This window comes from Allobosea spartocytisi (assembly GCF_014764685.1).
GTDB lineage: Bacteria > Pseudomonadota > Alphaproteobacteria > Rhizobiales > Beijerinckiaceae > Allobosea > Allobosea spartocytisi.
In genome coordinates, this window is sequence record NZ_JACXWY010000034.1 from 20,307 (window position 1) to 33,371 (window position 13,065).

15 protein-coding genes are annotated in these 13,065 nt (G+C 67.7%); 10 read left to right on the forward strand and 5 right to left on the reverse strand.

Annotation, left to right across the window (positions count from 1 at the left end; all coding sequences use genetic code 11):
* Entirely contained in the window at positions 1-660 is a 660-nt protein-coding gene (locus tag IED13_RS26720; RefSeq protein WP_248312790.1) for an RluA family pseudouridine synthase, read from the reverse strand.
* 157 nt (positions 661-817) lie between these two features.
* Here IED13_RS26720 and ftsY point away from each other — a divergent pair, with 157 nt between their 5' ends.
* From ftsY to IED13_RS26740, 4 genes are all read left to right on the forward strand, one after another.
* Positions 818-2,083, forward strand: coding sequence for a signal recognition particle-docking protein FtsY (gene ftsY, locus IED13_RS26725; RefSeq protein WP_191125970.1), 1,266 nt, complete (start codon positions 818-820; stop codon positions 2,081-2,083).
* Positions 2,080-2,724 carry a septation protein A gene (locus tag IED13_RS26730; protein WP_112765115.1) on the forward strand — a complete coding sequence of 215 codons (645 nt, stop codon included), beginning with the start codon at positions 2,080-2,082 and terminating at the stop codon, positions 2,722-2,724. Before ftsY ends, IED13_RS26730 begins: the two co-directional genes overlap by 4 nt.
* 198 nt (positions 2,725-2,922) lie before the next feature.
* On the forward strand, positions 2,923-3,336 hold the full coding sequence (locus IED13_RS26735) for an MbcA/ParS/Xre antitoxin family protein (protein WP_191125971.1): 414 nt from the start codon (positions 2,923-2,925) through the stop codon (positions 3,334-3,336).
* Positions 3,336-4,043 carry an RES family NAD+ phosphorylase gene (locus IED13_RS26740; protein ID WP_260368473.1) on the forward strand — a complete coding sequence of 236 codons (708 nt, stop codon included), beginning with the start codon at positions 3,336-3,338 and terminating at the stop codon, positions 4,041-4,043. The genes IED13_RS26735 and IED13_RS26740 overlap by 1 nt, the downstream gene beginning before the upstream one ends.
* A gap of 3 nt (positions 4,044-4,046) precedes the next feature.
* Here IED13_RS26740 and IED13_RS26745 read toward each other — a convergent pair whose 3' ends face one another.
* Entirely contained in the window at positions 4,047-4,832 is a 786-nt protein-coding gene (locus IED13_RS26745; protein WP_133561140.1) for an SDR family NAD(P)-dependent oxidoreductase, read from the reverse strand.
* A 179-nt stretch (positions 4,833-5,011) separates the two neighbouring features.
* Between IED13_RS26745 and IED13_RS26750 the strand changes: the two genes are divergently transcribed.
* On the forward strand, positions 5,012-5,386 hold the full coding sequence (locus IED13_RS26750; protein WP_038358143.1) for a YkvA family protein: 375 nt from the start codon (positions 5,012-5,014) through the stop codon (positions 5,384-5,386).
* 5 nt (positions 5,387-5,391) lie between these two features.
* Here IED13_RS26750 and IED13_RS26755 read toward each other — a convergent pair whose 3' ends face one another.
* Positions 5,392-6,366, reverse strand: coding sequence for an NADPH:quinone oxidoreductase family protein (locus IED13_RS26755; RefSeq protein ID WP_191125973.1), 975 nt, complete (start codon positions 6,364-6,366; stop codon positions 5,392-5,394).
* A 276-nt stretch (positions 6,367-6,642) separates the two neighbouring features.
* Here IED13_RS26755 and IED13_RS26760 point away from each other — a divergent pair, with 276 nt between their 5' ends.
* The 3 genes from IED13_RS26760 to IED13_RS26770 all read left to right on the forward strand — a co-directional run bounded on the left by IED13_RS26760 (position 6,643) and on the right by IED13_RS26770 (position 9,008).
* Positions 6,643-7,182, forward strand: coding sequence for a hypothetical protein (locus IED13_RS26760; RefSeq protein ID WP_051987418.1), 540 nt, complete (start codon positions 6,643-6,645; stop codon positions 7,180-7,182).
* A gap of 92 nt (positions 7,183-7,274) precedes the next feature.
* Positions 7,275-8,507, forward strand: coding sequence for a dual-specificity RNA methyltransferase RlmN (rlmN, locus tag IED13_RS26765; RefSeq protein ID WP_113254789.1), 1,233 nt, complete (start codon positions 7,275-7,277; stop codon positions 8,505-8,507).
* A 9-nt stretch (positions 8,508-8,516) separates the two neighbouring features.
* Positions 8,517-9,008, forward strand: a complete 492-nt coding sequence (locus IED13_RS26770) for a hypothetical protein (RefSeq protein WP_113254779.1) — start codon at positions 8,517-8,519, stop codon at positions 9,006-9,008.
* Positions 9,009-9,011: 3 nt separating this feature from the next.
* On the opposite strand, the gene IED13_RS26775 is transcribed toward IED13_RS26770, so the two are convergent.
* Positions 9,012-9,704, reverse strand: coding sequence for an acid phosphatase (locus tag IED13_RS26775; RefSeq protein WP_038358141.1), 693 nt, complete (start codon positions 9,702-9,704; stop codon positions 9,012-9,014).
* A 64-nt stretch (positions 9,705-9,768) separates the two neighbouring features.
* Positions 9,769-11,505, reverse strand: a complete 1,737-nt coding sequence (gene ggt / locus IED13_RS26780) for a gamma-glutamyltransferase (protein WP_191125974.1) — start codon at positions 11,503-11,505, stop codon at positions 9,769-9,771.
* Between the two features lie 127 nt (positions 11,506-11,632).
* On the opposite strand from ggt, the gene IED13_RS26785 reads away from it, so the two are divergent.
* Together IED13_RS26785 and IED13_RS26790 are read left to right on the forward strand one after the other, a co-directional pair.
* On the forward strand, positions 11,633-12,235 hold the full coding sequence (locus IED13_RS26785; protein WP_051987414.1) for a LemA family protein: 603 nt from the start codon (positions 11,633-11,635) through the stop codon (positions 12,233-12,235).
* Positions 12,236-12,248: 13 nt separating this feature from the next.
* Positions 12,249-13,065, forward strand: an 817-nt coding sequence (locus IED13_RS26790) for a TPM domain-containing protein (protein ID WP_191125975.1), incomplete at its 3' end; no start/stop codon positions are given.

The following is a 13,065-nucleotide window of genomic DNA, read 5'->3' on the forward strand; positions in this document are numbered from 1 at the left end:
TCAGCCACTCCAGCCGCAAGTCTTCAACGCCGCCAGCATATGCGGCGGTGGCGGCGCCTCGACATGGATCGGCTCGCGCTTGCGGTAGAGCGGCACGGTGATCGCGCGGGCGTGGAGCTGAAGGCCGGGCCCGCCCTCGCGCGGCGCGTTGCCGTAGATTTCATCGCCCAGCATCGGCCAGCCGGAAGCCTGGCAATGGACGCGCAGCTGATGGGTGCGTCCGGTCAGCGGCTCCATGGCGAGCCAGGCCAGCGGACCGCCTTCGCCTTGCCCACGCCCGAGCACGCGATAGCGCGTCTGTGAGGGCAGGCCGGCGGGATCGACCTTCATCCACCAGCCGCGTTCAGGCGAGCGACGGGCGAGCGGCAGATCGATCAGCCCTTCGTCCGCGTCGGGCTCGCCCTGCACGATCGCCCAATAGGTCTTGTCGATCCGGCCGTCGCGAAACATCTGGTTGAGCTCGGCCATGGCACGGGGATGGCGGCCGAGGACGAGGCAGCCGGAGGTGTCCTTGTCGAGCCGATGCGCCGCTTCCGGTTTGCGCGGCAGGCCGAAGCGGAGCTGGTCGAGATAATCGGTCAGCACGGGTATGATGCGGCGCTTCGCTTGCGGGCCGCGATGCGAAGGCAGCCCGGCAGGCTTGTCGATGACGAGCATCATGGCGTCGCGATAGAGCAGCGGCACCGGTAGCGCGGCGTCGTCCTGCCCCGAGGCTTGCGAATTTTCTGGTTGAAGCGGCTGCGCCATGGCATTGCGCTAGCGAAGCCGGCCCGGCGGCGCAACTGAAGATGCCCGCCGAACCGAAGACAGGATGGCGATGAGCGAGACTGAGCCCAAGAAACGCGGCTTCTTTTCGAGGCTGTTCGGACGCGAGGAAGAGCAGGCCGCCCCGGGACCGACCTCCGAGCCGGTGATCGAGCGGGTTGTTGAGCCGGTCGAGGAATCGAAGCCGGACGTCGAAGAGGTTGCTCCCACGACGGCTGTCGAGGCGGAAGCGCTTGTCGTCGATGCGCCGGCCCTTGAGCCTGTCGCACCGCCTGTTCCGGTTGAGGAGGTTACGCCTGTCGAGCCGGAGCCGGAACCCGTCGCTATCGTTGTTCCGCCGTCCGAGCCCGTTGCCGCTCCCGAACCTGCTCCCATCCCGGTGCCGCCACCGAAGCGGAGCTGGTGGCGGCGGCTGACGGAGGGGCTGTCGCGCACCTCCTCGGCGCTGACGACGGGGATCACCGACCTCTTCACCAAGCGCAAGCTCGATGCCGGCACGTTGGAGGATCTCGAGGACATCCTGATCCAGGCCGATCTCGGCCTCGCCACCTCGGGGCGGATCGCGAAGGCCGTCGGCGAAGGCCGCTACGACAAGCAGATCGATCCGGCCGAGGTGAAGGCGATCCTGGCGCGCGAGGTCGAGGCGATCCTGATGCCGGTCGCCCATCCGCTGGCGATCGACGCCACGAAAAAGCCGTTCGTGATCCTGATGGTCGGCGTGAATGGCTCGGGCAAGACCACCACGATCGGCAAGCTCGCGGCGAAATTCCGCACGGAGGGCAAATCCGTGATGCTGGCGGCCGGAGATACTTTCCGCGCGGCCGCGATCGAGCAATTGCGCGTCTGGGGTGAACGCACGGGGGCCGAGGTCGTGTTCGGCCAGCAGGGGGCGGATGCGTCGGGCCTCGCCTTCGAGGCGCTGCAGAAGGCGAAAGCCAACGGCACCGATGTGCTCCTCGTCGACACCGCCGGGCGATTGCAGAACAAGCAGGGGCTGATGGACGAGCTCGCCAAGGTCGTGCGCGTCATCCGCAAGCAGGATGCGAACGCGCCGCATGCGGCACTGCTCGTGCTCGACGCCACGGTCGGCCAGAACGCGATTTCGCAGGTGGAAGCTTTCCGCGAGACGGCCGGCGTGACCGGCCTCGTCATGACCAAGCTCGACGGCACGGCGCGCGGCGGCATCCTGGTGGCGTTGGCGGCGCAGTTCGGCCTGCCCGTGCATTTCATCGGCGTCGGCGAAGGCGTCGAGGATCTGGAGCCGTTTTCGGCGCGCGATTTCGCCCGCGCCGTGGCGGGATTGGGAGAAGCGGCGTGAGCGATGGCGCAAGCGAGACCACCCGGCCGATTCCGGTGGAGGCCAAGGGCAGGCCGGTCAGCCCGCTTCTGAAGCTCGCGCTGGAATTCGGCCCGCTCGCGATCTTCTTCTTCGCGAATTCCTATGGCGACCGGCTGTTCCATGTCGCCGAGGACCGGCGCATCTTCGTCGCGACCGGCATCTTCATCGTCGCCTCGCTGGTGGCGCTGGTGCTGTCGCGGGTGCTGATGGGCTATCTGCCGCGCATGGCGATCGTGAACGCGATCGTCGTCACCGTCTTCGGCGGGCTGACGCTGGCGCTGGACGACGCCTTCTTCATCAAGGTCAAGCCGACCATCGTGAACGCGCTGTTCGGCTGCGTGCTGCTCGGCGGCCTCTTTTTCGGCAAGTCGCTCCTGTCGCTGGTGCTGGAGACGGTGCTGCAGCTCGACGAGGAGGGCTGGCGCAAGCTGACCTTCCGCTGGGGCCTGTTCTTCTTCGTGCTGGCCGCGCTGAACGAGGCGGTCTGGCGCACGCAGACCCAGGATTTCTGGGTCGCCTTCAAGGTCTGGGGCGTGATGCCGCTGACCATGATCTTCGCGCTGGCGCAGACGCCCTTGATCCTGAAGCACGAGATCAAGCCGGCGAAGACCGAGGAATAGGCCGGATTTCGCTTCCTCTCACGCGAGTCATCCCGGGCGGAGCGAAGCGCAGACCCGGGATCGATTCCGGAACGGTTCAGGCATGGATCCCGGATCGGCGCCGCTTCGCGGCTTGTCCGGGATGACGGCGGCGTTTTTGAGAGGTACTTGCCATTTGGCAAAACTATCTCCATTTTATGCCAAATGGAGATGATGGCCATGAGCGCCCTGTTGCGCATCGAGACCGCCCAGCGCGATTTCGTTCCTGACCCGATCGGCGATGACGAGGCGGCTGCGATGTTCCGCGCCGCCGTCAACCTGTTCCGGCTCTGGCGGATCACCGACGACGAGGCGGCCGTTCTGATCGACCTCCCGGTGAGGACCTATGCCCGCTGGAAAGCCGGCGGCGTGGGCCGCATCTCGCGGGACGGCAAGGCGCGGCTCTCGAACCTGATGGGCATCCACAAGGCGCTCCGGCTGATCTTCACCGAGCCGCAGCGCGGCTATGACTGGATCAAGCGCCCCAACCGCGATTTCGGCGGAAAATCGGCGCTCGACATCATGCTGGGCGGCGAACTGACCGATCTGATGCGGGTGCGCCGCCTGCTCGATGCCGAGCGGGGCGGCTGGTGATCGATCCGGCTGATCTGCCGGTCGCGCAGGTTGAATGGCGCGGCGCGGTTAGGATCATCCGCAGCATCTTTCCGCCGATCGATTTGTTCGAAGACATTGCCGATCCCGCCGACTGGCCGCTGCTGATCGCGGCCGAGCAGAAGACCAATCCGCGTTTGATGGAGACGATCGGCAATCTCGATCTCGTGCCACCGGAACGACGCGTCTCGGGGCCGGGTGCGAGCTGGGTGATGGCGCCCTTCACCCATGTCAGCCCGGATCGGCCGAGCCGCTTCAGCGCTGGCAGCTTCGGCGTGCTCTATGCCGGCGACCGCTTCGAGGTCGCTTTGCTGGAAACGGTGCATCATCACGCCCGCTTCATGCTGGCGACGACGCAGCCGCCGGGCTGGACCTCACAGTTCCGCGAGATCGTGCTCGATATCGATGCCGGATTGCATGATCTGCGCGGGTTGGGCGAGGCGGCGGCGCTGCTCGATCCGGCCGACTATGCGCAGAGCCAGTTGCTCGGCGAACACCTGAGGGATGCCGGCTCGGAAGGGGTGGTCTATCCGAGCGTGCGCTGTCCGGGCGGCGAATGCGCCGGCCTGTTCTATCCCGATGGCGCGAGCCATCCGGTGCAGGGCCGGCATCTCGACTATCACTGGAATGGCGAGCGGGTGGACCTCTACCGGGACCGCAGCGCCGGCGAGGTCTACCGCATCGTTTGAGGCCTATTTCGGCGCCAGCCGGATCGCGCCGTCGAGGCGGATCGCGGTGCCGTTCAGCATGTCGTTCTCGACGATGCTGCGGGCGAGCGCGGCGTATTCCTCCGGCTTGCCGAGGCGCGAGGGATGCGGCACCGAAACGGCGAGCGAGGCCTTGGCCTCCTCGGGGAGCCCCGCGAACATCGGGGTCTCGAACAGGCCGGGCATGATGGTGACGATGCGGATGCCGACCGAGGCGAGGTCGCGCGCGATCGGCAGCGTCATGCCGGCGACGCCGGCCTTCGAGGCGGCGTAGGCGGCCTGGCCGATCTGGCCATCCTCCGCCGCGACGGAGGCCGTGCAGATGATGACGCCGCGTCCGCCATCGGCCGTGATCGGCTCGAGCGCGGCCAGCGCCGCGGCGGATTTGGCGATGATACGGAAGGTGCCGACGAGGTTGATCGCGACCGCCTTCTCGAAGGTCGCGGTGTCGTGGGCGACGAGCTCGCCGGTGTCGCGCTTCTTCGAGACGACGCGGCGGCCGGGCGCGATGCCGGCGCAATTGACGATGATGCGGGCGACGCCATGGGCGGCGCGGGCCTTGGCCAGGGCTTCGTCGACCGAAGCCTCGCTGGTGACGTCGCAGGGGCAGAAGACCCCGCCGATCTCCTTCGCGACCGCCTCGCCGCGCTCGGCGTTGAGGTCCAGCAGCGCGACCTTGACGCCCTGGCCCGCCAGCATGCGCGCGGTCGCCTCGCCGAGGCCGGAGGCGCCGCCGGTGACGATGGCGGCGAGGGAGGAATCGAGTTTCATGGCGCGTTTCCCGTCAATCCTGGTTCTGGAGCCGGTTTAGAGGGCGTTTCCTCCTGTTCCAAGCGGGTTTTCCGGCAGGCCTCTTGTGCAGGATTGCGACGGGGCCATCTTTCGACATGGCGCGCCGGTTGGGAGCGCGCGATCATCGGCGTCATCCGACGCCAAGGAGAAAGACAGGGATGAGCGAGGGGTTCAGCGCAAGCTTCAGCCGCGAGGAGATGGAGGCGATCCGCAAGAGCCTGCGCGACGAAGCGAGGTTCGGCGCCGATTTCATGGCCCGCCTCAAGCGCGTCGCGAAGCGTATTCCGTTCACCGAGGATCTGCTGGCGGCGTGGTTCTGCACGCGCGATCCGCAGACGCCGCGGCGCGTCAAGCTGACGCTGCTCGCAGCGCTCGGCTATTTCGTGCTGCCGCTGGATGCGATTCCCGACTTCATGCCGCTGATCGGCTTCACCGACGATGCGGCGGTGATCGCGGCGGCCATCGCGGCCGTGGCGGGCTCGATCAAGCCCGAGCATCGCGAGAGGGCGAAAACGGCGATGGCTGATCTCTGAGCGCTTCAGAACGTTAGCACGACCTTGCCCTTGGCCTGGCGGTTGCCGATCAGCGCATAGGCTTCCGTCCAGCGCTCGACGGGAATCGCGGCATGGACATGGGCGCGGATATGGCCGGCTGCCGCCCAGTCCAGCAGGCGCTCCATGTTGCGGCGATGCGCGGCCGGTTCGCGGGTGACGAATTCGCCCCAGAAGACGCCGCGCAGGTCGCAGCCCTTCAGCAGCAGCAGGTTGAGCGGGATCTTGGGAATCGTGCCGCCGGCGAAGCCGACGACGAGATAGCGACCCTCCCAGGCCATCGACCGCAGCGCCGGCTCGGCCAGATCGCCGCCGACCGTGTCGTAGAGCACGTCGACGCCGCGTCCCGCCGTCACCCGCTTCAGGGCGGCGCGGATGTCGTTCGTGCCGTAGTCGATCTCTTCCTGCGCGCCGTGTTCGCGGGCGAGCGCGAGCTTGTCGGCCGATGAGGCGCAGGCGATGACATGGGCGCCGAGCAGCGCCCCGATCTCGACGGCGGCGAGGCCGGCGCCGCCGGAGGCGCCGAGGATTGCCAGTGTCTCGCCTGCCTTCAGCCCGGCGCGCTGGATCAGCCCGTGCATCGCCGTGCCATAGGTGACGAAGAGGCCGGCGGCCTGTGCGTCGGAGAGCTTCTCCGGTACGCGAATCAGCGCTTCGGCCGACACCGCGACCTTCTCACGTGCCGCGCCATGGCCCAGCCAGGCCGCGACGCGCTCGCCGATCTGCCAGCCGGTGACGCCCTCGCCGATGGCGGCGATGGTGCCGGCGCATTCCGCCGAGGGGGAGAAGGGCAGGGCCGGCTTGGTCTGGTAGCGGTTCTGGATGATCAGCGTGTCGAAGAAGTTCAGCGCCGCCGCCGTGACGGCGACGACGACCTCTCCGGGACCGGGTATCGGCTCCGGCAGGTCGCGGATCGCCAGTTCCTCGGCCGGGCCGTGATGTTCGCAGAGCAGGGCTTTCATCGTCTGTCCGTCGCCGTCCTTAGGGAGGCGCGATGGTGCCATGGCGCGCTGCCCGACGGAACAGATCGGCGCCTCCGGTCCATTCGCATTTTCGCCAGGATCGTGACACTCTATGCCGCCAGCGACCGCGAGGCCGCCTGATCAACAGGTGGTAAACGCGGTATTAAGAATTTTAGTGACTGATGGCGGTCTATGATCAGCTTGCTCCCTTCCTCCCGCGCTCGTGGCCGTCTTCGTCTCGCAATCATGCTTCCGCTCGTCGGAAGCATGACGCTGATGGCCGGATCAGTGCTGGCCCAGCCGGCCAAGCCGAAGCCGGCCACTCCGAAGCCTGCCGCGGCGGCGGCCGCGGCCGCTCCGGCCAGTGCCGGCCAGGGCCAGGCCATGCTGCTCGAAACCGCCGGAAAATGGCAGGCCTTCTCCTCGCAGCAGGGCCGCACCAAGGTCTGCTACGCCCTCTCCAAGGCCGAGAGCCGCATGCCGGCCAATCTCAAGGATGTCGAGGGGCTCCTCTTCGTCTCCAGCCGCCCGGCCGAGGGCGTGCGCAACGAGATCAGCTTCGTCATGAATTTCGACGTCAAGGAAGGCGTCGAGCATCAGGCGATCATCGGCAATGAGCGTTTCGCCCTGGTGGCCAAGGGCAAGAACATGTGGCTGAAAAATCCGGCGGAGGAGCCGCGGATGCTCGATGCGCTGCGCCGTGGCGCGGGCCTCGAGATCAAGGCTACGTCCAAGCGTGGTAATCCGACCGCCGATAAGTACTCGCTCTCGGGCATGTCCCAGGCGGTGAAGCGGGCCGAGGACGCCTGCAAGTAAGGCGCGCGGCGGGAGATTTCCGCTTTTCGCGCATCTGTGCTAGGGAGCGGCGAAATTCCGCGCCTTCACTCATGGGCGACGACAGAGCTCCGATGACCGTGTCCGTTCCTGAAACTGCCGCCCCGGCGGCCGAACCTGTTTTGCGGCGCCCCTCGCTGGTGGGGCGCACGCGCGCCGGCCTGGCCGAGGCGCTGTCCGAGATCGGCGTTCCCGAGAAGGAGCGGCGCATGCGCGTCGGCCAGCTCTGGAACTGGATCTACCATTACGGCGTGCGCGATTTCGACGCGATGACGACGATCGGCAAGGGGCTGCGGGCCGAACTCGCCCAGCACTTCTCGCTCGATCTGCCGGAGGTCACCGCCGAGCAGGTCTCGACCGACGGCACCCGCAAATGGCTGCTGCGCATGCCCTCCACCGGCCCGCGCGACCGCGGCGCCGAGATCGAATGCGTCTACATCCCCGAGGTCGACCGCGGCACGCTCTGTGTCTCCAGCCAGGTCGGCTGCACGCTGACCTGCACCTTCTGCCATACCGGCACGCAGCGCCTGGTGCGCAATCTGACGACCGAGGAGATCGTGGCGCAGCTCATGGTGGCGCGCGACCGGCTCGGCGATTTCCCGAATCGCAAGCCGCCGGAGGGCGCCTTCGTGCCGAACGATGGCGGGCGCTTCATCTCCAACATCGTCTTCATGGGCATGGGCGAGCCGCTCTATAATTTCGACGGGGTGCGCGACGCCATCGACGTGATCTCGGACGATCAGGGGCTTTCGCTCGGGCGCCGGCGCATCACCGTCTCGACCTCGGGCGTAGTGCCGCAGATCGGGCCGCTCGGCGACGAGATGGGCACGATGCTGGCGATCTCGCTGCATGCGGTGCGCGACGAATTGCGCAACGAGCTGGTGCCGCTCAACAAGAAATACCCGATCAAGGATCTGCTCGAGGCCTGCCGGAACTATCCCGGCCTGTCGAACGCGAAGCGGATCACCTTCGAATACGTCATGCTCAAGGGCGTGAACGATTCCGATGCCGAGGCGCGCGAATTGGTGCGGCTGCTCAAGGGCATCCCGGCCAAGATCAACCTGATCCCGTTCAATCCCTGGCCCGGCACCAAATACGAATGCTCGGACTGGGACCGGATCGAGCGCTTTTCGGAGATCGTCTTCCGCGCCGGCTATGCCTCGCCGGTGCGCACGCCGCGTGGGCGCGACATCCTCGCCGCCTGCGGCCAGCTCAAGAGCGAGACCGAGAAGCTCTCCGCCCGCGCCCGGCTGATGCTGGAGCAGGACGAGGCCAACGCCGCCGCGCCGGCCGTGGCTGCGGAATAGGCCGGCTTGATGCTGCGCTGGCTGCTGCTGATCCCCTTCGCCTGCCTCGTCGCCATGGGGGCGGGGCTGTTCTTCCTGACGGCGGCCAGCGTCGCATCGCCGGCCGTGGCGCTGCTGATCGGCGGCGGCATCGAACGCCTGCTCGACATCCTGTTCGGCCTGGCGGAAAGCGGCGTCGATCCGACACCGGCGGCGCAGGCGGCGTTTGCCCTGATCGCGCGGCTGGGCCTTGCGATCATCGTCGCGCCGGTCGTGCTGGTGGCGGTCGGTTCGGAGCTGTTTGGATTGCGCAGCCTGCTGGTCCAGAGCGGGCTTACCGGCCTGCTCGCGGCGCTCTTGCCGCTCGCGATGCTCAGGCTTTCGCGCACGCCGAGCCCGGCCGAGCTGCAGATCATCTCCGGGCTCTTCCTGGTCGGTGCAGCGACGGGCTTCATCTACTGGCTGATCGCCGGGCGCGAGGCCGGCGGCGACAGGCGCCCCGCCGACCCCGTATCTCGGTAATCGTCAGAGGCCGAGGGCCTTGCGCAGCTCGGCCTTGGCGGCGGCGAATTCGGTCTGGAAGTCCTGCTGTTCCATGATCCGCGCCGCGATGACCGAACCGGCGATGCGGCCGGCCTCGATGTCCGAGCGGTAGTGGATGCCGCCGATGATGCGGTTCTCGCCATAGAACCAGGCGCGGTTCATGATCTCCACGCGCTTCTCCGGCACCATGTTCGACAGGACGATGCCCATCAGCGTGCCGACCGTGGTGTGACCGGACGGATAGGCGCCGGAGTTCGAGATCTTCACCACCGGCTTGACCAGCGGGCTGAGCTGATGCGGGCGCGGGCGCTTCCACGAGTCCTTGGCCGGATCGACGACGGCGCCTTCGGTCGCGACGACGCGATCGAAGAAGGCCGAGAAGACCGGCAGCGCTTCCGGCTTGAAGGCGGGGCCCATCACGTCGGCGAAGCGCCAGACATTCTCCTCGGCGTCGGCCTTGGCCTTGGCCTCCATCTCCGGCGTGCGGGTGACCTGCAGCGTCAGCACCTCGCCGAGCTCGGCCTTGGTCTGCACGGAATCATCGGCCGGCGGCGGCTTGAGGAACAGCTGGAGATCGACGGATTTGGCGGATGTGAACGGTGCGGCGTCCTCGGCCTGGGCGGGCGAGAAGGCGAGCGTGGCGGCAGTCAGAAGGGCGAGTGCGAAATGGCGCATGGTGGCGGTCCCTGGTTTGGCTGGGGAGGGACGCGCCGAGAATATGACAGCGTGATGAACCCGCTCAGTCTCCGATCGCCACGCCCTCGCGCCGGCCGTCGGCACCGCCGACGAACCCTTCCGGCGTCTTGACGATCACCTGCGTGCCCGAGGTCATCTCCATGAGCTGGACCTTGTGGCCTTTCGCCTCCAGAGCCGCCCTCCAGGCCTCGGCTTCGGTGCCCGCTTCCAGCTCGGTTGGGCCGTTGCGGCTGCCGAAATTGCCGAAATCGGCGGCAGCTTGAGGGTCCATGCGCCAGTCGAGCAAGGCGACCAGCGTCTTGGCGACGAATTCGATGATCTGGCTGCCACCTGGCGAGCCCGCCACCGCATAGAGCCGGCCGAAAGCGTCGAAGACGAGGGTGGGCGCCATGGAGGAGCGTGGGCGCTTGCCGGGCTCGACCCGGTTGGCGACCGGCTTGCCGTCCTCGTCCGGCGCGAAGTTGAAATCGGTCAGTTCGTTGTTGAGCAGGAAGCCGGCCTTCGTCATCAGATGCGAGCCGAAGCCGCCCTCGATGGTCGTCGTCATCGCGACGGCGTTGCCGGCCGCATCCACCACCGAGATATGGCTGGTGCCATGCTCGATGCCCTCGGAGGGGGCGAGCAAGCCGGCGCGCCGATGCGGCGGATCGCCAGCCTGCGCCCGGCCCATGGAACGCTCCGGGCTGATCAGGGCAGCGCGCGAGCGGATATAGTCGCGGTCGATCAGGCCGCGCACCGGCACGGCAAGAAAAGCGGGGTCGGCGAGATAGAGGTTGCGATCGGCGAAGGCGAGCCGGCCGGCCTCGCTCAGCCAATGGGCGGCCTCGGGGCCCGGCCCCATCCGCCTGAGATCGACGCGTTCGAGCATGCCGAGGATCTGCTGGACGGCGACGGCGCCCGAGCTCGGCGGCCCCATGCCGCAGAGCCGCCAGACGCGGTAGGCACCGCAGACCGGCTCGCGCTCCTCGACCTTGTAGGCCGTGAGATCCGCGAGGGTCATGTCGCCGGGATTGCTCGGATGCTCCGCTATGGTGGCGACGATGTCCTCGGCGATCGGGCCCTTGTAGAGCGCATCCGCGCCTTGTGCCGCGATGGCGCGCAATGTTTCGGCGAAGGCCGGGTTCTTCAGGATCGTGCCGACGGCTTTGGGCTGTCCGTCCGTCTCGTAGAAATAGGCGGCGGCGCGCGGATTTTTCGGGAGATCCTTGTCGCCGGCGAGAAGGCCATTGAGGCGCGGCGATATCGCAAAGCCCTCCTCCGCGAGCTTGAGTGCGGGAGCGACCAGATCGGCCCAGGGCAATTTGCCCCAGCGCCGATGCGCCTCCTCCAGCAGCCTGAGCGTGCCGGGCACGCCGACCGAGCGGCCGCCGATCACGGCCTCCCGAAACGGCATCGGCTTGCCGTCCTTCATGAAGCGGTCGGGCTTTGCGGCGGCGGGCGCCGTCTCGCGGCCGTCGAGCGTCGTCACCTTGCGGTCGAACTCGCCCCAATGAACGAAGAACGCGCCGCCGCCGATGCCTGAGCTCTGCGGCTCGACCAGATTGAGCACGAGCTGGATGGCGATGGCGGCGTCGGTGGCGCTGCCGCCGGCGCGCAGGATATCGCGCCCGGCCGAAGCCGCGAGCGGATTGGCGGCGGCCGCCATGAACTGCCGCGCGGTCGTCTCGACCCTGGCGATCCGGCCGGTTCCCGCCTCCGGCGCGGGGGCGAGAGGCTGCGCGATCGCGATCTGCGCGGCGAAAAGCGCGGCTGGCAAGACGGTCAGTCGGGCGAAGCGCATGCAAGCCTCCGGCGGGGTTCGGCCCACCATAGGCCATTCGCCGCGCCCTGGCAGCTTTGACCGGAGCGGCGCGACAGGTAAGGTCCGAATCGACACCATTGCAACGCTGCCAAAAGGGGTTTTCGGCATGACGTTCTCCGCCCAGCTTCGCCGTCCGCTGGCCTGGTTCGCGCTCGGCCTTCTCGGCATCGCGCTCGCCGGCTGCGGCTACAACAACGTGCCGACGCTGGAAGAGAAGGCGAAGGCCGCCTGGTCGGAGGTGCAGAACCAGTATCAGCGCCGCGCCGACCTGATTCCCAATCTCGTCGAGACGGTGAAGGGTTATGCCGCGCAGGAGCGCGAGGTGCTGACGGCCGTGATCGAGGCCCGCGCCAAGGCGACGCAGGTCAAGGTCGATGCCTCGACCATCAGCGACCCGGCCAAGTTCAAGGAATACCAGGACGCGCAGAACCAGCTCACCGGCGCGCTGGGGCGGCTGCTCGTCACGGTGGAGCGCTACCCGGACCTGAAGTCGAACCAGAACTTCCTGGCGCTGCAGTCGCAGCTCGAGGGGACGGAGAATCGCGTCGCCGTGGCGCGGCGCGACTACATCCAGGCCGTGCAGGACTTCAACACCGAGATCCGCACCTTCCCGGGCGTGATCTGGGCCAAGCTGTTCTGGGGCGCCAAGCCGATGGAAACCTTCACCGCCACGGCCGGTGCCGAGCGGCCGCCGGCGGTGAAGTTCTGAAGCTGTGACGGCCATGCCGCAAGCGGCGCGGGGAACCCCTCTCCCGGATGGGAGAGGGGTTCTGCGTCGTGTTTCCCTGCTCTTTGTCTTCCTGCTCTGCGCTCTGCCGTCATTCGCCGCCGATCCGACCTATCCGGCACTCACGGGCCGCGTCGTCGATGGCGCCAACATCATCGCCCCGGAGGCGCGCCAGCGCATCGAGGACAAGCTCAAGGCGCATGAGGACAAGACGTCGGACCAGGTCGTGGTCGCGACCGTGCCTTCGCTGCAGGGGCTGGAGATCGAGGATTTCGCCAACAGGCTCTATCGGCACTGGCAGCTCGGCCAGAAGGCGAAGAACAACGGCGTGCTGCTGATCGTGGCGCCCAACGAGCGCAAGGTCCGCATCGAGGTCGGCTACGGGCTCGAAGGTGCGCTGACCGACGCGCTCTCCAAGGTGATCATCACCACGGCGATCGCGCCTAAATTCAAGACGGGCGATTTCGCCGGGGGCATCGAGGCCGGGACCGACGCCATCCTGACCATCCTGGCGGGCGACGCCGAGGAATGGCAGCGCCGCGCCGAGGTTCGCTCGGACGAGAGCACGATTCAGGAGGACATCGCCGTCGTCGTCGCGATGGTCCTGATCTTCCTGTTCATCGTCGCCTTCCTGCGGGGCCTGAGCCAGCAGAGTGGCGGCGCGCGCCGATACCGGACCCGCGACGGCCGCTGGATCGTGCTGCCGCCGGGCAATTCGGGCTGGGGATCCGGCTCGGGCTGGAGCGGCGGCGGGGGCTGGAGTTCGGGCGGTGGCTTTTCCGGCGGAGGCGGCTTCTCGGGCGGCGGGGGCT